The sequence below is a fragment of the Micromonospora sp. DT4 genome, from assembly GCF_049841675.1.
Classification (GTDB): Bacteria; Actinomycetota; Actinomycetes; order Mycobacteriales; family Micromonosporaceae; genus Micromonospora.
Genome location: NZ_JBNCKT010000002.1, coordinates 189,386 through 211,519, shown reverse-complemented (window position 1 = coordinate 211,519; position 22,134 = coordinate 189,386). Strand labels below are relative to the sequence as shown.

The following is a 22,134-nucleotide window of genomic DNA, read 5'->3' as shown; positions in this document are numbered from 1 at the left end:
CGCGAAGCCGCCCGACGCATCAACGCCGAACGACTTCTCACTGCGTAGCCGTCCAGTTACCCGACAGTCTCTCAGAGCGCTGCGGCCACGACCCCGAATCCGCCGACCCACGGTCGGACAAATGACGTGCACCGCCAGCCAGCGGAGAGGCACCTCAAGGGGTGGTGTGCTTCATCGAAAGCGGGCGACCAAGCGGTAACAGGGACGAAACCTAAATGTCCTCATCTGGGCTGAACCCCGGGCCCTGCCCGCCCGTTTGGTCGTCACATCAGAGTCTTGCGCTGGTGGCAACGGCAACGGCAACGGCGCCGCCGACCGCTGTGCCTGCGGGGCCGAACGAGGAGACACGAATGCCGGACATCGTGGAAGCTGACTGCATCGACTACGCCAGCACCTGGGTCCCGTCCGGTCAATGGCTCAGCCTCGACGGCGGCACGGTGCCCGACGCGGTGTACGAAACGAGGGCTCTCCCCGGAATCCACCAGGTGCACATCGACCCGGCCGCGATCGATGCCTGCCACATCGCCGGCACCCTGCGCAACCAGCCGCTGGACGTGATCGCGTCTATGGTGCACGTCCCGATGGCGCTCGAGGCCGGTCTGGACGCCGTCTCTGCCCACGCCGACCACCTCGGCCTGCCGGTCCTCGTCCGCTCCCCGCAGTCGCTCGAGCTGACCGGACCACGGGTCATGCCGTTCGAGACGTACGAGGATCCCGGTGCCGTGCTCGTGCTGCCGACCGAGCACCTGGCGGACGTGCTCTCCACCGCCCGTGGGACGGACGCCGATCTCGCTACGTTGCTGCCGCAGGTGAACCCGTGGCACGGTGTCGGCGGGGACGTCACCACGAACTGTGTGCTGAGCGCCATCGGCGTCGACATCTCCCTGCAGGAGGGCGAGGCGTTCCAGGTGCCGCCGTCCGAGGCGATGCCCGTCGAAGACCTGGTGAACTGCGCGGGCAGGCCGATGGCGACGGTGCCCGACCTGGCCTTCGTCACGAGTCTGATGACGTCCGCGCCGCGGGGCAGCCGCGGAATCCTCGTCGTGGGCGAGCCGACGCGTGATCAACGTGACCCGCAACGAGAACGGTCTCATCTACCTCGACGGCGTGCGCGGCGTCGAGGTGGACCCGATCGAGTTCGAGGGTGCTCACCTGCGCTTCGTCGCCACGACCGACGGGGTGCTCGACGGTCCGCTGGATGCGGCCCTCGACCAGGGGCACGCGGGTCTGGCGGGTATGTACGGGCACACGGCAGCAGCGGCCAGAGTGGCAGCGGGCAGTACAGCAACCACCATGCAGCCCAGGTCGGGCGCACCGGCGGGCTCGCGCGGAATCGTGCTGATCCGTGGCCTCGACACTCCCGCCGCCCACTCGTTCAACGTGGTGCGGGACGAGCATGGCGTGAATTTCCTGGACGGCCAGCGGGCCGGGCTCGCCCGTCGTCCGGAGACCCTGGCAGCCGTGGCGTTCCTGCCGCTCTCCCACGGGATCGCGGTGCCGGATTCGTATCCGGCCATCACCCTGCCCGAGCGCTCGGAGAGTGGTTTCTCCGACTCGGACATGCCGGCGACGACCATCGGGTCGGGTCAGGTGCACGCCGGCGAGCCGATCGAGGCGGTTGCTCCGCCGAGTTGGTCGTTGCGTACGCCCAGCGGTGTCACGGCACACGGCGACGTGCACGTCGTCTCCTCCGACGGCAGGGCCGTGCCGCAGCGGTTCATCGGCCACCTGGCCTCGCAAGCCGACGCCGACCATCCGGTGATCGTGCTGAACGCGCCGCGCCCCGACAAGCCGGCCCTCGCCGCGGACGTCGCCACGCTCAACTACCTGCTCGAGCAGTTCGCCCAACGCGCCCAGCTGCCGGTGGTGGTCAGCCGTGGCAGGGCTCACAGCGACCTGCTCGACGTCGCCGAGCGGTACGGCGCCACGGTCCTGGAGCCGACCCTGGCGAAGGCCGGCGGTGTGGGCCTACAGCTCGACCAGCACCAGTGGAAGGCCGTTTCTCCGAGGCAGGAGGAGGGACGCGTCGACGCCGCGAACTCGTCCGCCGACGTCTGGCCCGGGATCACCGCTGGGGTCCTGGACGCGGCGAGAAGGTTGGCGCGGCCGACCGACGCGATCACCCGTGTCGACGACGCGCTCGGCGAGCTGATCTGGGCCCGCGACCTCGAGGCGAGCCGCGAGGTCTTCCAGCGGCTGGCCGAGCGGTGGTCCCCGGAGCAGATGAAGGCTGGCCTGGAGCAGGTCAACCAGATGAAGGTACGGGTACCGGACCAGCCGGCGTTGAGCGTCTACGCCCCGGTACTGGAATTCGGCGCGGTCAAACAGGCCGACATCGTCTTCGACTATGCGACCGCCCAGCCGGATCTGCGCCCGAAGGTGCTGCTCGACGCGGTGGGTCAACTTGACGCCGCCGGCAAGCTCGACCAGCCCATCGCTGCCGACGGCGGCCTCACCACGAAACGGCTGGCGGCGATGGTCGACGATGTCGGCGTCACCGACATCTCCAAGTCGGTGCTCACCGTGCTGGGCGACATCAAGGCGGGAAGGTTCGCCAACGCCGACAGCTTCATCGCCGCCAACAAGGGCGGGCTCACCCCGGAGCAGAAGGGGCAGTGGGTGGACGCCATCGCCGGTCTGTACGTGACCATGCCGGGCAACGTCGACCAGCTCCACCAGCTCTCCGAGGGCGTCCTGCAGTGTTGATCATGTCCGTGTCGTCGCAGGCCAGGTCCACCGCCGGAGAGCAGCCGATGGTTCGTACGGCGGCGGTGGTCCTGGTCACTGACCTGCGCGCCGGTCTGTGGCACCGTGCAGGGCGACCATCGCCGTACCGAGAGAAGGCCATGCTCCCCAGCGCCGCCGAGACACACCCGCCGTCTCCCGTCGTCGAACTGTGCGACGTGACGTTCCAGCGGGATGGCAAGCAGATCCTGCACGGCATCGACCTCACCGTGCGCGAAGGTGAGCACTGGGCGCTCCTCGGCCCGAACGGCGCGGGCAAGAGCACACTGCTGGGCTTCTGCGGCGCACTCACCCATCCCAGCTCGGGAACCGTGCGAATCCTCGGCCAGCAACTCGGCCGCGTCGACCTGCAACAGTTGCGCAGGGCGATCGGTCACGTGAACCCCCGCCATCCGCTGCGGTCACCCCTGACCATTCGTGAGGTCGTCCTGACCGGGCTCGTCGCGTCGGTTGACCTGCCGCCGCGTTGGCAGCCGACCCGCGACGACCGTGACCGGGCGGATTCGCTGCTGGGCACGTTCGGGCTGGTCGACAGGGCCGACGAACGCTGGCCCACCCTCTCGCAGGGCGAGCGGGGTCGTGCCCTGATCGTCCGGGCGCTCATCAGTCAGCCGCGGCTGCTGCTGTTGGACGAGCCCTCGACCGGTCTCGACGTCGCGGCCCGGGAACAGTTGCTCGAGACAATCGATCTTCTCCGCGAGGCCCACCCCCGTCTCGCTTCGATCATGGTCACCCATCACCTCGAGGAACTTCCGGCGACGACCACCCACGCGATGCTTGTCAGCGGCGGCAGCGTGGTCGCCGCCGGTCCGGCCGACGCGACGGTCACGACCGCCCAGGTGTCGGCGGCCTTCGCGCACCCCATCGAGGTACGCCACGAGGACGGGCGCTGGGCGGCCCGCGCCGGGTCCGTCCGCCGGTTGACGGTCGCCACCGGCTGACACCTTTCCGGTACGCCTGTGACAGACCGCTGCCCGGCGCCCCCGCTGTGAGGGTGCCGGGCAGCGGCGGTGCTCAGAGGGAGATCCGGTCCGACTTCTCCCAGGTGCTGACCTTGGTTCGGTTGGCGATCAGCGGTTTGACACCGGCGCTCTCCGCCACCACGTAGCGCTTGCCCAGGTTGTGGTCGTGGCTGGAGGCATCGATGCCCCGGACCGTGTAGCCCGCCGATTTCGCGGCGCTCGTGGACGTCGCGGCGCTGCGCGCGCCCGGGCGATGCCGGCGTTCGCTCGGCCGCCACCATCGACTGTCGGGTCCGCGGCCTGCGCCGGCTGCGTCACGCCGAGCGCCGCACCGACCGCAAGGCCGGCGGGCATCAGCACGCAGAGCAATCTGCTAGGCATGGTGAGCTGCCTTCGGAACAGGCGCGGCCCCGGTCCCGAAGAGAGGGACCGGGGCCGCGCCGCGTCGTTACTGGATGAAACTCCACAGCTGGTCGCGCTGGCCGGCGACGATGTCCCACTGCTCGACCCACTTGCCGTTCCAGGTGCCGTCCGACACCGGTCCCAGGTCGTCGCCGAGGATGTCCAGCGTCTTACCGGTCGCGTGGTTACGGACGTACCATTTGCCGCCGCCAGCGGCCTGGAGATACCACTGCTGCGTCGGGTCCGCCGGGTTCAGCTTCACCTGGAGGACCTTCGCGCCGTCCCACGTTCCGCCGGATTCGAGGCCCAACGCGTGACCGCTGAACGCGTTCACGAAGACGATGTAGCCGGCGGTCGGGGCCGCCGTCACCTTCCAGTACTGATCGGCCTGGTCCCTCTTCAGCCAGAGCTGGACGTGCGCGCCGACGCTCTTGTTGGTGTCCCAGTCCGGCAGCTCGGCCACCGAGTTGGTCCAATCGTTGAGCAGCTTGTACTTCTGACCCACCTGAAGCCCCGAGATGGTCGCCGGCGTGGCCGGCGGCTGGGCGACGGCCGGGCTCGGCGAGGTGGTGGATGGATCGTGACCCTGGGATCCGCCGCCGGCCGGGGGAACGGCGACGGGGCTGCCGCCCGTCGGTGTCGGCGTCGGGCTCGGGCTCGCAGGCGTCGGCGAACTGCCGGGCTTTTCCGTGCCGCCGCCCAGCCGGGTGTCCTTCTCGTACGCTGAGACGTACTGCGGCGTCGCGTCGGCGAGCTGGGGAACGTTCGCCCTGGGCACCCCACCGGCCGCGCGGACCGTCATGTCGCCCCACTGGAAGGCGGCGAGAGCGAGCCGGTACGGCTCGGCGCCGTTCAGGTCGGTCAGCTGTGCGCCCAGGTCGCACATGGCCAGGCCGAGCGCCGGGATGGCGTCGTTCGGGTTCCATACCGAGCCCGACGCCGTCGCGCGGTACTGGCTCCACAACTCAGGGCTGAACTGGGCGATGCCCTGGTTGCCGTCCGGTGACCGCAGGTTGGCGTCGAACTTCGACGCCGCCATCAGCTGCGCCGCCACGAGTGGTGGGGTGACGGCCGGGCACACCGAGCCGGCCTTGCGGATCGCGGCGACGTAGGCGTCCGGCACGGGGATCGGCGCCGACGGCGAGGACTGCGCGGCCCTGGCGTCGATGCGGAACGGCTGCTGGTCGGCGTACCAGCGCGCGTACGCCTCAAGGCGGTTGACGTAAACCCGGGCGGCGTCCGGGATGCCTTTGGCCTTGGTGACGGCCGCGAATCCGCTCTTGTCGGCCGCCATGGCCAGCGGCCACAGGTCGCCGGTGAGCCCGGCGGCCCGCAGGCGGCCCATCGTGTCGCAGGTGTGATGGGCCAGGGCGTAGATGTTGGCCTCGCTGTCCGCCCGGTTCGCGTTTTTGGCCGGACGCCAGAGCTTCCAGTCGTCGTCGTCGAGGCCGGCGACGCCCCGGCTGTCACCCGTGTTGAAGCCCGACGCCATCATGATCTGGGCGGACAGGCGGGACGGGTTCAACGTCGGGCACGACAGGGACGCCGCGACGATCGTCTCGGACAGCGCGGGCGGCACGGGCGCGCCGGCAACCGCCTCCGCGGCCACCGCTGCCGGACCGTCACCCGCCATCGGTAGAACACCAGCCATGAGGGTAAGGACACTCAACCCGGCGACCGCCGCGTGCCGGCGGCCGAGTCGGGAGAACTGCCATCGGTTGGGTCGAGGACTTCGGCTGAACGGAGTCACTGCTACACACCTTCACGCCACGGTGGTACGGGTCGATGAGGTAACGGCCCGACACGGATGCCGGTTCACGCTTTCGCTTCGTCGCCGAGAAAATTCGTCGACATCGTGAACCGGTGGCTGGCCCACGTCGTCTGGCTGGCGTGGCCGACCGGCGTGCCGGTCGGTCGGCCGCGCGGAGGGGTCCGTGGCGACGACGAAGGTGATTCCATGTCCTGCAACACCCGCTCGGCCGGACGCATCGGCCTGGTCGTCGCGATCGTACTGGCGCTGCTCGGGCTCACCGCCCAGGCGGCGTCGGCCGCCGCCGAGGACGTGAAGTACTACACGGTGACCACGTCGTACGCTGGGAAGCCGGAGAACCTCACCGAGATCGCCGACCGGTTCCTCGGTAGCGGCTCCCGATCGTCGGAGATCTTCAATCTGAACACCGGCCGGAAGCAGCCCGACGGCCAGGCCCTCACGGATCCGGCGAAGGTGAACCCGGGTTGGCTGCTGATCCTGCCGTGGGACGCGGTCGGTGCCGGTGTGCAGCATGGTGTGCTCGGGGACAAGTCACCCACCACGGTGCCCACGCCCACGCCCACGCCGAGGTCGTCGTCGCCGTCCCCCGGCACGACGAAGCCCGGCAAGGGCACGACGTCGCCCGGTTCAACCGCGAAGCCCGGCCAGAGCCCCAAGCCGGGTACGAAACCGAAGCCGGGCCAGTGCGCGACCGCCTCGACGTCCTCGTCCAAGTCGAACTGGGCCACCCTTCGGCTCGCACCGGACCAGGCGTGGCCCACGAGCAGGGGCAACGGTCAACTGGTCGCCGTGGTCGACTCCGGTGTCGACGGCAGCCTGCCGCAGTTGGCCGGCCACGTCTCGGAGGGGATGGACATCATCGCCGGGTCGGGGCGGGGCGACACCGACTGCCTGGGGACCGGCACGGGGATGGCCGGACTCCTCGTGAGCCAGGACGGGGGGTCGAGCGGTATCGCTCCCGATGCCACCGTCATGCCGGTCCGGATCACCGACGCCGCCGGCAAGGCCCGCGCCGAGGACAGCGCGTCGGCGATCACGGCGGCGGCCGAGGCGGGCGCGACGGTGATCGCGCTCGGGTCACACGTGGACACCAACGACTCGGGCGTCCTCGCGGCGATCAACGGCGCGGTGGGCAAGGACGTCGTCGTGGTGGCGTGCTCCTCGTTGGCCTCGGTGGCGGCGGCGCAGACCGCCAGGACGGCCCCGGGTCTGCTGCGGGTTGGCGGCATCGGCATGGACGGGCAGTGGGCGGCGGACTACCGCCTCGGCGGCATCGACGTCGTCGCGCCCGGTGTCAACATCACCGAACTCGGCATCACCGGCACCGGCTCGTCGGCGCGTTCGGGCACCCAGTACGCGGTGGCGTTCGTGGCCGGCGCCGCGGCGCTGGTGCGGGCCGCGTACCCGGATCTGACGGCGCAGCAGGTGGCCCACCGGATCGAGGCGACCGCGCAGAAGATGGGCAGTGGCAAGGTGCCCGACGCCCGGTACGGCTACGGCCTGATCGACCTGGTGGCGTCGGTTACCACACGGCTGCCGGAGGAGGTCACCAAGGCCAACGTCGGTGGCACACGGACGAGCGGCGGCGGGATGACCGACGGTCGTACGACTCTCCTGGTGGTCGTGATCCTGCTGGCGCTGGCCGCGGCCGTGATGCTGGTCCTGCGTGTGCGGCGGCTGCTGCGTGAAGACCGATCCTCGGATGAGGATTCCTTCACCGAACCCAGTCCGGTCCGAGGCTGACCCAGGGGCGGGCGTCCCCGTCTGGACCCTTCGGGCGTCCCCTTTTGGGGACGTCCGAAGGTGTGCAACAACGTCATGACACTTCTGGTGATCGCTGACATGGTGGCCCGGTGCTACATATGTCCTCAGGTCTTCGTGGCCCGGACGAACCCGAGGCGGCTCAGATCGTCCCGTACCAGGCGGCGGCCGTGACCGATGAGAGCGACGAGGAAGCGCTGCGACACCTGGAGCAGGTCCACGGGCCGGTGTTGCTCAGCTTCCTGACCCGGCTGACGCGCGGCGACGTCCACCGCGCCCAGGACATCGTCCAGGAGGTGCTGCTGAGAGCGTGGCGGCACCCCGGCGCCCGCAACGCGGACGGGCGCTGGAGTCGGGGTTGGCTCCTCACCGTCGCCAAGCGCATCTTCATCGACCAGCTTCGCGCCGCGAACGTTCGCCCCGACGAGCGTTCCGACGAGCTCATCGACACGTACGCGGGCGCGGGCGACGCTTTCGAACAGATGATCGACGCGCAGGAGGTGCAGGCCGCCCTCAACTCGCTTCCGGAGCGGCTGCGGGTCACCCTCGTCGAGGTGTACTTCCAGGAACGGTCCGTGGCCGAGGTCGCCGAACTGCTGGCTGTCCCGCCGGGCACCGTGAAGTCGCGGAGCTTCTACGGGCTCAAGGCGCTCCGTGAGGCGCTGATCGCCCGAGGATTCGTGTTTCGGCCTCCAACGAAAGGACTAATGTCCGACGAACCGTGAACCGCCGCCACCGCCGCGCCGTCTGGTGAGCGCCGACTCCTCCCGGACGTTCTAGCCACAAAGAGTGGATCATGAAGAAGCGTGCAAAGCTGCGGCGCGTGTGGCACCGCCTCCTGGCGACCAGACGCGGACATGCCGAGATGGGTGCCTTCGGGCCCTCCGTGAGTTCCGAGGACAAGGTGTGGAAGAGCGCGTCCCCGCGGCCCGGCTATGTCACCAACGCGTACGACGGGTTGAACTCCTCGCCCGCCGAGGGTGCCCCGCCGCGACTGTTCGCTCCGCGCCCGGACCGGCAGTGGGAGCGCAAGGACGTCGGTGGCGGCACGGCCTGGATCGCCAACCGGAACTCTGGCAAGGTCCTGGAGATCGACGGGGCGGACCAGGCGCCGTCCGGCAGGAACTCCACCTGGAACGGAATTCCGGTCAACAGGTCGGGCAGGCTGACGGCGCAGCAGGATCAGAGGCGGCGACTGCTCGGGTCCTGAGACAGGAAGCTGGGCGGAGAAGAGGGGCGGGCAGCGTGCGGGGCGCCCACATCGAGGAGGAGCAGCTCGCCCTCCACTACCTGGGTGCGCTCGACCCTGGTCAGAGTGATCTGATCCACCGCCACCTTCAGATGTGCGCGTGCTGCCAGGCCCATGCCGACGAGATCGTCGAGACGGTCGCGGCGCTGGCCCTGCTCGGCGAGCCGGACGAGGCAGTCACCAGCGACGAGGATGTCGACCCGTCCACCCGGCCCGGTGGCCGATGAGCGGCGGCGCCGGCGACCCGCACGTCACCGAACTGCTCACCCCGTACTACCTCGACGTGCTCGACCGCGTGGAGGGATCGCTGGTGACGGCGCACCTCGGCGACTGCGCCGACTGCCGGGACGCGGCCGAGGCCGTGATCGAGACGATCGCCGTGCTGGCACTGCTGCCGGAGAAGGACCGGGAGGAGCTGCTCGACAACTTCGGTGCGCTGAACCGCACCGGCCCACCCCCGGCGCGGTTCGTCGAGTTCCTCGCACACCAACCGGAGCCGGAGCCCACACCGGGCCTGCGGCGTCGACTCCGGGACCGGGCCGGGCCCATGGCGTCCAAGGCCGCCAGGTCCAGAGCCGCCAGCCCCGAAGCCGCCGCGTCCTTGGCCGCCGACATTGCTGAAGCCGGCAGGTCGGGAGCCGGCGGCTTCGGAGCCGGCAGGTCCGGAGCCGGCAGGTTCGACAGTCACCTGCCCGAACCGCAGCCGCCCGACCCGGTGGACCCGACACCGGTCACCCAGCCGCTGGTCGCACGCCCACTCACCACGTCACCACCCGCGCCGGAACGCACGACTTCGGCGTCGGCAGCCGCCCCACCGGTGGCCTCTCCGGCCGCTCGGCTGCCGTCCGTGCTGCCGTCCGTGCTGCCGTCCGCGTCGCCGTCCGTGCTGCCGTCGTCCGCGCCCGTCGCGACGAAGCCCGTTGGACAACAGGCCGCCGCGCCGTCGGCAGCGGGACCGCCACCCCCGGCGGCGGCTCCGGCCGCACCAGCGCCAGCCCCGGCCGCGCCAGCCCCGGCCCCGGCCCCGGCCGCGCCAGCCTCAGCATCGGACGCGTCGGCCCCGGCTGTGCCGGTCCCGGCCCCGGCCCCGGCTGTGCCGGTTCGGGATGGGTCAGCGCGAGCATCGGACCCGGTGCCTCGCGTCGCGCCAGGGCCGGCCGCACGTCTGTCGGGCATGCCCGGATCGACCCGACAGTCGTCGTCCGAGGCGCTGTCCTCCGAGCCGATCGTTCCCACCGCCGAACGCCCGGGTCCGACCCGGTCGGCCGGTCCGGAGGAGCCAGCCCTCGGGAGCGCCGGGCCGCTGCGGACCCAACGGCAGCCGGTCGCGGCCGTCTCCACCGCCCCGGCGGTCGTACGGAACGACCGCAGCCGTCCTGGCGGGGAGGCCCACGCGGAGCGGCGCGGCGTACCGAGACGGCGTCGACGTGGTGCGGTGGTGCGCGCCGGGTTGATGCTCACGACCGTGCTGGCGGTGGCCGGCCTGGCCATCGGGGCCCTGGTGCAGCACGTCGATCGGATCGCGCCGCCGCTCGCGGGGACCGTTACCGCCGTGGCGGCCGACTCGGCCACGGGCGCCTCGCTGTCCGTGGTGGCTACCAGGCAGGGTGACGGCGTGGAGGTCCGGGCCGCCGTCGACGGGCTCCGGAAGGGCACCGGCTATCGCCTGATGGCGGCCACGTCGGACGGCCATGTGTGGCGCGTACTGAGCTGGGAGGCCGACGATACGACGCAGAACGTCAGCGGTCGCCTGGCGGTGCCGCTGGAGTCGGTGGCGTCGTTCACCGTGGCCCGGGCCGGTGGCGGAGCGGTCGTCACTGCGGATGTCCCGCCGCGACGGTGACCAAGGCCTGTTTGATAAGACCGGGCCGGCCTGCGGCGGGCCCGGACGATGCCCGGCGGTGTTGCGGTCGAGGCCGGATCCAACACCGGTATCCGGCCTCGACCGCGCCTTGCCGGATCGCCGCCCGGACTCCGCCTCGGCTCGACCGCCCTTATGAAACAGGCCCTACGTCCGCGTGAGCGCGGGTGCCTCACGCCGCAGGACAGGTAGCACCTCCGCGCCGAGGATGTCGAGCTGTTCCCGGACGACCCGCAGGGGCAGCCCGGCGTGATCGATGAGGAACAGTTGGCGCTGGTAGTCACCGGCGTACTCGCGGAAGCCGAGCACCCGGTCGATGATCTGCTGCGGGCTGCCCACGATGAGCGGGGTCGTCGCGGTGTACTCCTCCAGTGACGGACCCCCGCCGTAGACGGGTGACCTGTCGAAGTAGGGGCGGAACTCGTCGACCGCGTCCTGCGAGCGGGGACGGACGAAGACCTGGCCGCCGAGTCCGACCCTGGCGGGGCCCTTACCGTGTACGGCGCTCCGCTCCCGGTAGTGCGCGACGAGCCGACGGGTGTGCTCCACCGGCCAGAAGATGTGGTTGGCGAAGAAGCCGTCGCCGTACCGGGCGGCCTGCTCGGCGGTCTCCTCGCTGGTGACCGCCGCGTGCCACACGTACGGCGGGGTGCCGTCGAGCGGGCGCGGCAGTGTGGTGTGACCGTGCAGCGGCGTCCGGAAGGTACCGGACCAGTGCACGTCCTCGGTACGCCAGAGCTGGTGCAGCAGGGCGTAGTTCTCCGCCGCGAGGGCGTGCGAGTCGCGGATCTCGTGGCCGAACAGGGGATAGGCCGAGCGGGAGGCGCCTCGACCGAGCATCACGTCGAGCCGCCCTGCGGAGAGGTGCTGCAACGCCGCGTAGTCCTCGGCCAGCCGAACGGGGTCGTTCGTGGTGATCAGAGTGGTGGCCGTGGACAGCAGCAGTCGCGACGTCCGGGCTGCCACGTATCCGAGCAGCGCCACCGGTGACGAGGCCACGTACGCCCCGGAGTGGTGCTCGCCGACGGCGAAGACGTCGAATCCGGCTGCCTCGGCGTGCTCGGCGATGACAGCGACGGCTCGCAGCCGCTCGTGCTCACTCACCGTCCGCCCCTGCACCGGGTCCGGGGTGAGGTCACCCACGCTGTACACACCGAACTGCATCCGACCTCCCGGTATCCGCGCCGACGACGCCTACAGAACGGACTCCTGGGCCACGCGGTTCACCCGCCGAGCTTGGTCCCGCGCAAATTCACCACGAACTCGTGAACCGGGAGGGTCGGCCACGCGTCTGCTGAACGGGAATCTTGGAGGTGACCGTGGCTGAGCCGTCCCGCGCCCCCACCGTGGTAATGCCAGAGCCGCAGGGCTCGGGGCCCGCAGTCGCGATCAGCTGGCGTCAGGAGTTCGTCCGCGCCTACGTGGAGCACGCCGGCGATCGCCCGGCAAGTGAGCGGCTCACGGTGCGCTGGCCCACGCTGGTCACCGTGTCCGCCCTGGTGTGTGTGGGCGCGCTCGTGGTCGGCATCTTCTGGAGCCTGGTCAAGCCGCTACCGGACAAACCTCCGGCCCAGGCCGCCCCACCCAACGGAGTGCTCGCCTCGGGTGCGCCCACCACCTGGAGCATGGTGGCCGGCTGGGACTGCGTAGCCGCGCCGGATCACGGATTCGAGGCGGCCGGACGCACCGCGCAGTGGCGGACCGTCGGCACCGGCGGGTGGAACGGCGACAACTGCCACGGCACGTACGCGACGGTGCCGCCGCCGGCGACAAAGCAGACGAAGGCCGGCGTCGAGTCGGTGACGTGGTGGTTCGCGCCGCCGAAGGGCATGAACACCTGCGCCGTCTCGGTCTATGTGCCCGAGGGGGACTACAACCCCGCCAACCGGGTCCGGTACGCCATGACGCCGGGGCGGGGCGGAACCCCGTACGCCAACTTCACCTTCGACCAGAAGTCGCACGCCGGCACCTGGGCGCCGGCCGGCACCTTCCCGGTGCACCAGAACAAAATCGCGGTCGCTCTCGACCTGGCCGGCAGCACCGGAGGCAAGGGCAGCCGGATCGCGCTCGCCCAGATGAAGGTGGCCTGTGAGACCTGATACCGAAACCCTCGCGCCGATCCCGGCGACGGGCCGGGTGGAACGTGTGTCCACCCGGGGTTGGGGCCGGCACCGCACCATCGGAGCGGCGGTACGCGCCGCCCGGGAGGACACCGTCATCGTGGTGGCCCCGGGCGTCTACCGCGAACAGGTCGTCCTGGACCGCCCGGTCACCCTTCTCGTCGAGGAGGAGGGCACCGCCGAGCTGACCGCCGCCGAGGGTCCGGCGCTCCTCGTCCGTGGGGGCGCGGCGACCGTACGCGGACTGACCGTCTCCGGCACCCGTCCCGGCCAGGTCGCGATCAGCGTGACCGGCGGCTCGCTGACCCTGGAGGCGGCCATCGTCAGCGGCGGAACCGTCGAGGTGTCCGGTGGAGCGGCGGCGGTGCTGCGGCAGTGCGCGGTGCAGGACGTCGCCGGTACGGGCGTGACGGCGACGGACGGCGCGCGGCTCGGTGCCGTCGATGTGCGGGTGGACCGGGTCGACGGGAACGGTGTCGTGCTGACCGGATCGGCGCGCGGCGAGCTGGTGGGCGTCCATCTCGACTCGATCACCGGGGCCGGACTGGTCGCCGGGGGCACCGCCACGGCCGTACTCGATCGGTGTGAGCTGGGCCGGATCGGCGCGGTCGGCGTCGCGATCACCGAGGGGGCCACGGCCCGGCTGACCGACTGCGTATTGCAGGATATCGCGGCCGACGGTGTGCGGGTGACCGGCAGCGCGCCCTTCGACGCGGCCTGGTGGCCGGCGGTCAAGCCCGGCATGCTGGCCGGCGCCCAGGTCGGTGAACCCGGAAACGGTGGAGTCACCCTCCAGCGGTGCCGGATCAGCCGCACCGAGGCGGCGGGACTGCTCCTGGAGGGTTCTCCCGAGGTCCGCGTCGACGACACCGACGTGGAGCGGGCCGGGACGGCGGGGATCCTCGCGACCGGGCAGAGCCGGGTCGCGCTGCACGACGTCCGCGTGGCACACACCGGGCAGACCGCGCTCGCGCTCCGCGACGAGGCCGAGGTACGCGTCTTCTCCGGCGCTCTCACCGACTCGGCCGCGAACGGCGTCTACGCGGCCGGCGGTCGGGTCCTGCTGCGTGACTGCGAGATCCGCGGCAGCGCTCTCACTGCGGTTCACCTGGTCGGCGCGACCGAGGCCACGCTCGTCGACTGCGTGGTGGCGGGTACGCCGGAGATCGGTGTCCGGGCCGGTGAGCGGGTTCTGCTGCACGTGCGGGGCGGGGTCGTCGAGGGTGCCGAGCACCACGGTGTGCACGTCGACGGCGCGGCCGACGCCGTGCTGCGCGACGTGACCGTCACCGGCGGCACGATCGGCGTACACCTCGACACCCCGCACCGCCCGTTGGTGGAGGACTGCCGGATCAGCGCGGCCGTGCAGACCGGCATCGAGGTCGCGGCGGGCTGCGCCCCGACGCTTACCCGGACCAGGGTGGACGGCTGCGGCGCGGCCGGTGTGTTCCTCGGTGAGGAGTCCCGCGCGGTGCTGGAGGCCTGCGAGATCACCGAGGTCGGCGGCAGTGGGCTGGCCGTCTGGGCCGCGGCGGCACCCGTCATCCGCGACCTGCGGTTGAGTCACTGCAAGAAGAATGGTCTCTACTTCGGGCCGGACGCGCACGGTCTCGTCATCGACGCCGAGGTGTCGCACACCGCCTACCCATCCGTCTACGTGGGCAGCGGCGCCGACCCGACACTGCTGCGCTGCCACGTGCACGACGCCGACGAGGACATCAGCCAGGCCGACGGCGGCCGGGCGACCTTCCAGGACTGCTGGAGCACCGACGTCGGCAGCGCCACCTGGGGATCCACCCCGGCCGAGCGTTCCGCGCTCGCCATGCCGGCGCTGGCGACAAGCGGTCACCGGAAATCCGGCGCGAAGGCCACACCGGTCGCCTCGGAGGCAGACCTCGACGGCCTACTCGCCCAACTCGCCGCCCTGGCCGGTCTCACCGGCGTCAAGAAGGACGTCAAGACCATGGTCAAGCTGATGCAGATGGTCCAGCGGCGGCGCGCGGCCGGGCTGTCGCCGCCGCCGATGTCCCGCCATCTGATCTTCGCCGGCAACCCGGGCACCGGAAAGACCACTGTCGCCCGCCTCTACGGCCAACTGCTGGCGGCCATGGGCATGCTCACCAGCGGCCACCTGGTCGAGGTCGACCGCGGCCAACTGGTCGGCGAGTACGTCGGGCACACGGCGCCCAAGACAGAGGCCGCGTTCCGGCGCGCGTTCGGCGGCGTGCTCTTCATCGACGAGGCGTACGCGTTGGTGCCGGAGGGGCAGGGTTCCGACTTCGGCCAGGAGGCGATCTCCACGCTGGTCAAGCTCATGGAGGACCACCGCGCCGAGGTGGTGGTCATCGTGGCCGGCTACCCCGACCAGATGCGGCACTTCATCGCCGCCAACCCGGGCCTGTCGTCGCGGTTCTCGCGGACGTTGACGTTCGACGACTACACCTCCGACGAACTGGTCGAGATCGTCGAAGCCCAGGCCGGGAAGCACGACTACCAACTGTCGCCGGCCGTCCAGTCGGCGCTGCGATCCTTCTTCGAGGCCACCGGGCGGGGTGAGGGGTTCGGCAACGGGCGGTTCGCGCGCAAGGTGTTCCAGCAGATGACCGAGCAACACGCCGCCCGGGTGTTCGAGTTGATCAACCCCACCGACGAACACCTCAGTACCCTGGAGGCGGACGACCTTGCCGGCATCGACGTCGACTTCCGGGAGTGACCTCGGGTGACCAAACTCGCCTTCCACCGCCCGGCGCGGGTCCTGCAACCCGAACTGCCGAACGACACCGTCGTCCTGCCCACCCCGCCCGAGCCGCCGACCGAGAACGAGTCGAATACGGCGTGGAGCCTCGTCCTGCCGCTGCTGTCCAGCGTCGGCATGGCCGCGTACATGGTCACGTTCGGGCGACCCGCGATGATCATCATCGGCATGCTCTTCTTCGTGACGTCCGTCGGTGCGGTCGTCGCCATGCGGATGCAGCAGCGAAGCGTGGCCGGCAAGACCACGCGCCGCCAGCGGCTGCGCTACCGGGGCCATCTCAAACTGTCGCGGGACCGCGCCCGGCAGGTGGCCGCCGCGCAGCGCACGGTGGCGGCGTTCGGCAATCCCGAGCCGGCCCGACTCTGGTCGATCGCCACCACTCGGCAGCGGATCTGGGAGCGCCGCCAGCAGGATGACGACTTCCTGCGTACGCGGCTCGGCTGCGGTTCGGTGCGGCTCGCCACACCGTTGCAGATGGATGCCAACATGGACCCGCTGGCCGACTACGACTGGGAGTCGGCGCAGGCGGCGCGCACTCTCATCGACCAGATGGGACGGGTGGAACGCCAGCCGATGGTGGTCGACGTCGGCAACGCCGGGGTGATCAGCCTCGTCGGTGGCGCCGCCCGCACCGAACCACTGCTGCGTGCTCTGCTCTGCCAGGTGGCCGTGCTGCACGCCCCCGACGACGTGACCATCGCCGTCGAGACGTCCGGCGCACCCCGCTGGGACTGGGCCAAGTGGCTGCCGCACACATTCGAGCCCAAGGCCCGCGGCGAGGCGGGCACCGTGTCGCTGATCGCCTCCGACCCGGAGCTGCTAGGCCCGTACCTCACCCAGGAGCTGGCCCAGCGGATCGAGGCCCAGACCGCACGCAGGTCCCAACTGGCCGTCGAGCGCGGCAGCGCGCCTCGACAACGCCGGCTCATCGTGGCGTTCACCGGATTCGCACCCGTCTCCGAGTGGGGACGCTCCGAGCTGATGAACGCGCTGCTGCTGGCCGCCGGGCCGGAGACCGGACTCACGCTGATCTTCCTGGCGGACCGGGACGCCGACGAGCCCGGTCGCGTCGACCTGCGGGTACGCGTCGACGACAACGGTCACCTGGCCCTCGAGGGTCGCACCGAACTGGTCACCACACCCGCGGTCGACTGCGTGCCGGACGCGGTGACCCCCGAGTTCGCCGAACTGATCGCCCGAGCGCTGGCTCCGCTGCGACTGTCCGACGAGCGTGAGCAGGTGCTGACCCGGACCAGGTCGCTGACCGAGATGGTGCTCGGCGCAGACCCGGTGAGCGCGGACCTGACCGGCCGGTGGGTCGCCCCGGGAGACCCCCGGATGCTGCGGGCACCGATCGGCACCGACGGAGACGGTCAGACCGTCGTACTCGACATCAAGGAATCGGCGCAGGGTGGGTCCGGGCCGCACGGCCTCATCGTGGGTGCGACCGGCTCCGGCAAGAGCGAGCTGCTGCGCACCCTGGCCATGGGCCTCGCGCTGACCCACTCGCCGGAGCTGCTGAGCTTCGTGCTCGTCGACTTCAAGGGCGGCGCCGCGTTCGCCCCGCTGGTCGGACTGCCACACGTCGCCGGGCTGATCACCAACCTGGCCGACGACGCCGCGATGATCGACCGGGTGCTCGCCGCGCTCATGGGCGAGCAGCAGCGACGTCAACGCATGCTGCGCGACGCGGGCAACGTGGACACCATCCGCGAGTACCAGATGCGCCGCGCCAGCGGCGTCACCGACCCGCAGGGTCAACCCCTGGAGCCGCTGCCCTACCTGCTCATCGTCGTGGACGAGTTCGGTGAACTGCTCGCCGGGCGGCCCGACTTCACCGAACTGTTCGTCCAGATCGGGCGGGTCGGCCGGTCGCTCGGCATGCATCTGCTGCTGGCCACCCAGCGACTGGAGGAGGGACGGCTGCGCGGGCTCGACTCGCACCTGTCGTACCGGATCTGCCTGCGCACCTTCAGCGCGGCCGAGTCGCGGACGGTGATCGGGACGCCGGACGCGTACAAGCTTCCGCCGATCCCCGGCTCCGCGTACCTGAAGGTCGACGAGTCGATCTACCAGCGGCTGCGGGTGGCCCACGTCTCCTCGCCGTTCGTCAGCCCCGAGGAGCGGGAGGCCGCCGCCGGCCGGCGCGGTCCGATGCTGGCACCCTTCAAGGTCCGCACGGCCTCCGAGGTCGTCGAGCGGGAACCCGACGAGGACCAGGTCGCCACCCGCAGCGGCCCGACCGAATTGCAGATCATCGTCGAGCGGCTCAGCTCGTTGACCGCGCCCGCCCACCAGGTGTGGTTGCCGCCGCTGCCGCCCGCGCTCGCCCTCGACCACCTCATCGGCCGCCCCAGCGACCAGCCGGACCGGGGGTACAGCGCCCGCATGTGGCCGCTGAGCGGTCAACTGTCCGTCGCCCTGGGCCTGCTCGACCTGCCGCTGAAGCAGGAGCACGAAACCCTGCTCATGAACTTCGGCGGGGCACACGGTCACCTCGCCGCCGTCGGCGCGCCGCGTACCGGCCGCAGCACCCTGCTGCGCACGATCATGATGTCGACGATGCTCACCCACACCCCCGACGAGGCGCAGTTCTACTGCATCGACTTCGGCGGCGGCACCCTGCATCCGTTCGCGGCGGCGCCGCACGTCGGTTCGGTCGCCGGGCGTACCGACCTCGAACTGGTGAGCCGCACCCTCGCCGAGTTGCGGTCACTGATCGTCGAACGGGAGCGCCTGCTGCGCGAACTGGGCATCGACTCGATCGGGGACTTCCGGGAACGCCGCGCCGCCGGACTGCCCGCCGGAGTGCGCGGGGCCGACATCTTCCTGCTCATCGACAACTGGGGCGCCCTGCGGACCGAGTTCGAGGGCGCCGAGCAGATCGTCACCGAGATCGCCGCGCGTGGCCTCGGCGCCGGCGTGCACGTCGTGCTCACCAGTGGCCGCTGGAACGACATCCGCCCGGCCCTGCGCGACAGCATCGGCACCCGCATCGAGCTGCGCCTCAACGACCCGACCGAGTCCGAGGTCAACCGGCGGATGGCCGCCCGCATCCCGTCCGGGACGGCCGGTCGCGGCCTCAGCGCCCCCGGCGCCTACTTCCAGATCGTGCTGCCGCGCCTCGACGGGCAGGACACCGCCGAGGGCCTGCGCGAGGCCCAGGAGGAGACGATCGGAAAGATCACCGCAGGATGGACCGGCCGGGGGGCTCCCCCGGTCAAGCTGCTCCCCCACCGGGTGGAGGTGCGCGAGCTGGCCACCGACCCCGCCAGCGCCGCCGTCCCCATCGGTCTCGCGGAGGACAACCTGGGAACTGTCACCCTCGACCTCATGGGAGACAACCCCCACTTCCTGGTGTACGGCGACGCCGGGTCCGGCAAGAGCACCGTGCTCAGGACATGGCTCACCGGGCTCGCCGAGCGCTCCTCCCCCTACGACATGCGGGTCGTCCTCTTCGACTACCGGCACACCCTGCTCGACGTCGTACCCGAGGACTACCTCGGCGCGTACGCGGGCGACGCCACCACCGCGCAGGTCTACGTGCAGCAGGTCGTCGAGAAGCTCAAGGAACGTGTACCCCCGCCGGGCATCAGCCAGGCCCAACTGAAGGCCCGCGACTGGTGGGAGGGCACCGAGCTGTACGTCGTCGCCGACGACTACGACCTGCTCGCCGGCGCGTCCGGCCCGCTCAACCCGCTGGCCGCGTTCATACCGCAGGCCCGCGAGGTCGGCCTACACGTCGTCCTGGCCCGACGGGTCGCCGGCATCTCCCGCACGATGGGCGATCCGCTCGCCGCCCGCATCCGCGACATGGGCACCGGCGGGCTGATCCTCTCCGGCGACCACCGCGAAGGGGTGGTGCTCGGCGACGAACGTGCGGCCCAGCGTCCACCCGGCCGAGGCGTCCTGGTCGAGCGGGGACGTCCCCGCCGGCTCATCCAGGTCGCCACGAGCGCCTGACAACCCGTACCCGAAAGGCGTCTTCAATGGCGAACGAGCAGAGCCGCATCACCGTCGTGGGACAACTGCGCCGGATCGACATCGCCGTGCCGTCCACCGCTCCCATCGGGGAGTACGCCCCGCAGTTGGCGGAGCTGTGCGGGCAGGCCGAGCCGGACATGATGCCAGCCGCCTGGTCGCTGGCCGGCATCGACGGGCAGGCGTACCCGCTCGACGCCAGCCTCCAGGAGCTTGGCGTGGTCGACGGTCAGGTGCTCTACCTGCGCGACGTCACCGGGGAACCCGGCGAGGCGCCCGTGGTCATGGACATCGACGAGGTCGTCGCCGACGAGTCGGCCGCGCAGCGCCGCACCCGGCCGGGCGGAGGTCCGGTGGTGCTCTCCTTCGGCCTCGCCTGGCTCGCCGCCGCCGCGGCCATTGTCGGCCGGGCAAGCGGACCGAGTGCCCCGTCCGTCACAGTCATCGTCCTGGTCCTGGCCGCACTGGTACTTCTCGGAGTCGCGTGGGGTCTCCAACAGAAGCCCAGCACCATGCCCGAGAGATTCGTCCACCTCGTGGTGCTCGCCGCCCTGCCGTGCCTGACCGCGGCCGGCCTGCTCGTCGGTGGCGGCCTGGGCGGCCCGGACTACCGCTGGATCGGCGCCATCGCCGGCGCGAACCTGGGCGCGCTCATGGGACTGGCCCTCGTACCCAGCGCCGTCCTCGCGGCCGTCGAGGTCCAGTTGTTCGTGGCGGCCGTCGTCGCGCTGCTCCTCTTCGGCCTGGAAGCCGACCGGAACCAGGCCATGGCCCTCGTCGCCGCCGTAGCCGTGGCCATGCTCGCGGGTTCGCGCCGGACGTCCGCGATGCTGACGTCCTGGGCAGTACGTCGACCCCGTGGGCGCACTGCGGCTGCCGAAGCCACCACCCAGCTCGTACGGGAGTCGAACCGCTTCCTGGCCGTTGTCGTGGCCGGGCCGACCGTCGCCCTGGCCCTCGCCCTGCCCCCGCTCGCGGTCTCCGGCAAAGGGTTCCCCGTCGCCACGGCGATCGTCATCAGCGCGGCCCTGCTCGCCCGCGCCCGGCAGGCCGCTGTCATCAGTGAACTGCTCGCCACCGCCGGCACCGGTCTGATCGGGCTGTTCGCGCTGATCGTCGGCGTGACCCGGGCCGGAGCCGCCGACGTACTCGTCGCGGCTCTGCTGCTCGTCGCCGGCCTGCTCGTCGTCGGCGTCGGTGTGGCCATGGCCTACCTGATTGCCCCGAAGGACGATCAGACCGGCGAGGCGACGGTGCAGGCGCCGCGCAAACGCAGCCGGGCCGAGGTCGTCGGCGTCGTCACCGGGCTCGCCATCGCGCCCCTGACGCTGGGCGTACTGGGCGTGTTCGAGCACCTGATCGCGGTCGGCCGCGCACTGTTCTGAGGTCAGGCGGCAGGGTTGCGGCGGGTACGGGACAGATGGCCCATCTCGATGGCCATCCGGGTCAGCTCGGCCTTGTTGCTCACGTTCAACTTGGCGCGGATCCGCTTCGCGTAGGTGTTGACCGTGGCCTGCGACAGGCCCATCCGAGTGGCAATCTGCGCGTGGGTGAAGCCCGACGCGATCCATCGCAGCGTCTCCACCTCCCGTGGCGCCAGCCCGCTGCGGTCCTCGTCGCTACGGCTGTTCAGCTCCATCTGGAACTGACTGATCATCCGCGGGCACAGGTAGAAGCCCTGCTGAGCGGTCACCCGAATAGCCTCGCGCACGTCACGCTGCTCCGCCTGCCGGCTGATGCAACCGCGCGCCCCCGCGCGGATGGTCGCCAGCAGCGACGGGGAGCCCTCCCACACCGAACTCACCAGCGGCGCCCCGATCGACGTCAGCTTGGCCACGTCGTCCAGCGTGGACGCGGTGACCTGCGGCAGGTCGAGCGCGACGACGTCGTACGACCCGCCGCGGTTGTACAGGTCCCGCAAGGAGCCAACAGCCGCCGCCACCCGCAGCCCCGGATCGTCCGAGGTCAGCTTCTCGATGCCGGCGCGTGCGATGGGCTGTGCAGCGACGATCGCGACTGAATACACGAGAACCTCCAAGCCCTCAACCCGGGCAGACCGGGGTGAACGGTTCCTAGAACGTGTCGCCCACGGCACCGGTTCACGGACGGTCGGATTTCCCCGAGAGATCTCCCGTACGTCCCTGAACGGAGGATTTCGGGCGCTCCCATGCCCCCTTCTAGCCTCGAAGGGGACCGCCATCCAACGCCCCGACCAGGAGGCCGAGTGCTGACCGACGAGCTCTCTGACGGGTCGGTTGTCTCGTACGACGATGACGGCAACGTCACGTCGCAGGAGTTGCCGGACGGCACGGTGTTTAGTGCTTTCACCGATGACGGGCCGACGCATGCGGTGTTGCCGGATGGTGGTGTCGCGTCGATCTCGTATGCGCATGGTGGTAGTACGTGGTCGTTTGATGATGGTTCGCGGGTGTCGTATGACGGTTCGAGTCATGTGACGTCGCAGGTGTCGGCGGATGGCACGGTGTTTAGTGCTTTCACCGATGACGGGCCGACGCATGCGGTGTTG

At 70.9% G+C, this 22,134-nt stretch carries 15 protein-coding genes; 12 read left to right on the top strand and 3 right to left on the bottom strand.

What is annotated here, in order from left to right; translation table 11 throughout:
* The first annotated feature begins 1,059 nt into the window (after positions 1 to 1,059).
* Positions 1,060 to 2,706, top strand: a complete 1,647-nt coding sequence (locus ACLQ24_RS01885; protein ID WP_425888650.1) for a hypothetical protein — start codon at positions 1,060 to 1,062, stop codon at positions 2,704 to 2,706.
* 2 nt (positions 2,707 to 2,708) lie between these two features.
* The gene (locus ACLQ24_RS01880; protein WP_425888649.1) at positions 2,709 to 3,686 is read left to right on the top strand and encodes an ABC transporter ATP-binding protein; all 978 of its coding nucleotides are present in this window, start codon (positions 2,709 to 2,711) and stop codon (positions 3,684 to 3,686) included.
* A 469-nt stretch (positions 3,687 to 4,155) separates the two neighbouring features.
* Here ACLQ24_RS01880 and ACLQ24_RS01875 read toward each other — a convergent pair whose 3' ends face one another.
* Positions 4,156 to 5,760, bottom strand: a complete 1,605-nt coding sequence (locus ACLQ24_RS01875; RefSeq protein WP_425888648.1) for an RICIN domain-containing protein — start codon at positions 5,758 to 5,760, stop codon at positions 4,156 to 4,158.
* 306 nt (positions 5,761 to 6,066) lie between these two features.
* Between ACLQ24_RS01875 and ACLQ24_RS01870 the strand changes: the two genes are divergently transcribed.
* From ACLQ24_RS01870 to ACLQ24_RS01850, 5 genes are all read left to right on the top strand, one after another.
* Complete coding sequence (locus ACLQ24_RS01870; RefSeq protein WP_425888647.1) at positions 6,067 to 7,623, top strand: S8 family serine peptidase; 1,557 nt, start codon at positions 6,067 to 6,069, stop codon at positions 7,621 to 7,623.
* 119 nt (positions 7,624 to 7,742) lie between these two features.
* Positions 7,743 to 8,366, top strand: a complete 624-nt coding sequence (locus ACLQ24_RS01865) for a sigma-70 family RNA polymerase sigma factor (protein WP_425888646.1) — start codon at positions 7,743 to 7,745, stop codon at positions 8,364 to 8,366.
* 161 nt (positions 8,367 to 8,527) lie between these two features.
* Positions 8,528 to 8,851 (top strand): RICIN domain-containing protein, encoded by a 324-nt coding sequence (locus ACLQ24_RS01860; RefSeq protein ID WP_425888645.1) that lies wholly within the window; start codon positions 8,528 to 8,530, stop codon positions 8,849 to 8,851.
* 35 nt (positions 8,852 to 8,886) lie between these two features.
* Positions 8,887 to 9,117: a hypothetical protein gene (locus ACLQ24_RS01855; RefSeq protein WP_425888644.1), complete on the top strand. Its 231-nt coding sequence runs from the start codon at positions 8,887 to 8,889 to the stop codon at positions 9,115 to 9,117.
* Positions 9,114 to 10,733, top strand: coding sequence for a hypothetical protein (locus ACLQ24_RS01850; RefSeq protein WP_425888643.1), 1,620 nt, complete (start codon positions 9,114 to 9,116; stop codon positions 10,731 to 10,733). The genes ACLQ24_RS01855 and ACLQ24_RS01850 overlap by 4 nt, the downstream gene beginning before the upstream one ends.
* 165 nt (positions 10,734 to 10,898) lie before the next feature.
* Here ACLQ24_RS01850 and ACLQ24_RS01845 read toward each other — a convergent pair whose 3' ends face one another.
* Entirely contained in the window at positions 10,899 to 11,915 is a 1,017-nt protein-coding gene (locus ACLQ24_RS01845) for a CE1758 family FMN-dependent luciferase-like monooxygenase (protein ID WP_425888642.1), read from the bottom strand.
* Between the two features lie 155 nt (positions 11,916 to 12,070).
* Here ACLQ24_RS01845 and ACLQ24_RS01840 point away from each other — a divergent pair, with 155 nt between their 5' ends.
* The 4 genes from ACLQ24_RS01840 to ACLQ24_RS01825 are packed head-to-tail and all read left to right on the top strand — an operon-like array spanning position 12,071 to position 20,992.
* Positions 12,071 to 12,850 (top strand): hypothetical protein, encoded by a 780-nt coding sequence (locus tag ACLQ24_RS01840; protein ID WP_425888641.1) that lies wholly within the window; start codon positions 12,071 to 12,073, stop codon positions 12,848 to 12,850.
* The gene (locus ACLQ24_RS01835; protein WP_425888640.1) at positions 12,840 to 15,584 is read left to right on the top strand and encodes a right-handed parallel beta-helix repeat-containing protein; all 2,745 of its coding nucleotides are present in this window, start codon (positions 12,840 to 12,842) and stop codon (positions 15,582 to 15,584) included. The genes ACLQ24_RS01840 and ACLQ24_RS01835 overlap by 11 nt, the downstream gene beginning before the upstream one ends.
* Before the next feature lie 6 nt (positions 15,585 to 15,590).
* Positions 15,591 to 19,589 (top strand): type VII secretion protein EccCb, encoded by a 3,999-nt coding sequence (eccCb, locus tag ACLQ24_RS01830; protein ID WP_425888639.1) that lies wholly within the window; start codon positions 15,591 to 15,593, stop codon positions 19,587 to 19,589.
* Positions 19,590 to 19,615: 26 nt separating this feature from the next.
* Positions 19,616 to 20,992, top strand: coding sequence for an EsaB/YukD family protein (locus tag ACLQ24_RS01825; RefSeq protein WP_425888638.1), 1,377 nt, complete (start codon positions 19,616 to 19,618; stop codon positions 20,990 to 20,992).
* A 2-nt stretch (positions 20,993 to 20,994) separates the two neighbouring features.
* Here ACLQ24_RS01825 and ACLQ24_RS01820 read toward each other — a convergent pair whose 3' ends face one another.
* Positions 20,995 to 21,633 carry a LuxR C-terminal-related transcriptional regulator gene (locus ACLQ24_RS01820; protein ID WP_425888637.1) on the bottom strand — a complete coding sequence of 213 codons (639 nt, stop codon included), beginning with the start codon at positions 21,631 to 21,633 and terminating at the stop codon, positions 20,995 to 20,997.
* 198 nt (positions 21,634 to 21,831) lie between these two features.
* Here ACLQ24_RS01820 and ACLQ24_RS01815 point away from each other — a divergent pair.
* Positions 21,832 to 22,134: hypothetical protein (locus tag ACLQ24_RS01815; protein ID WP_425888636.1), on the top strand; the 303-nt coding region annotated here is incomplete at its 3' end.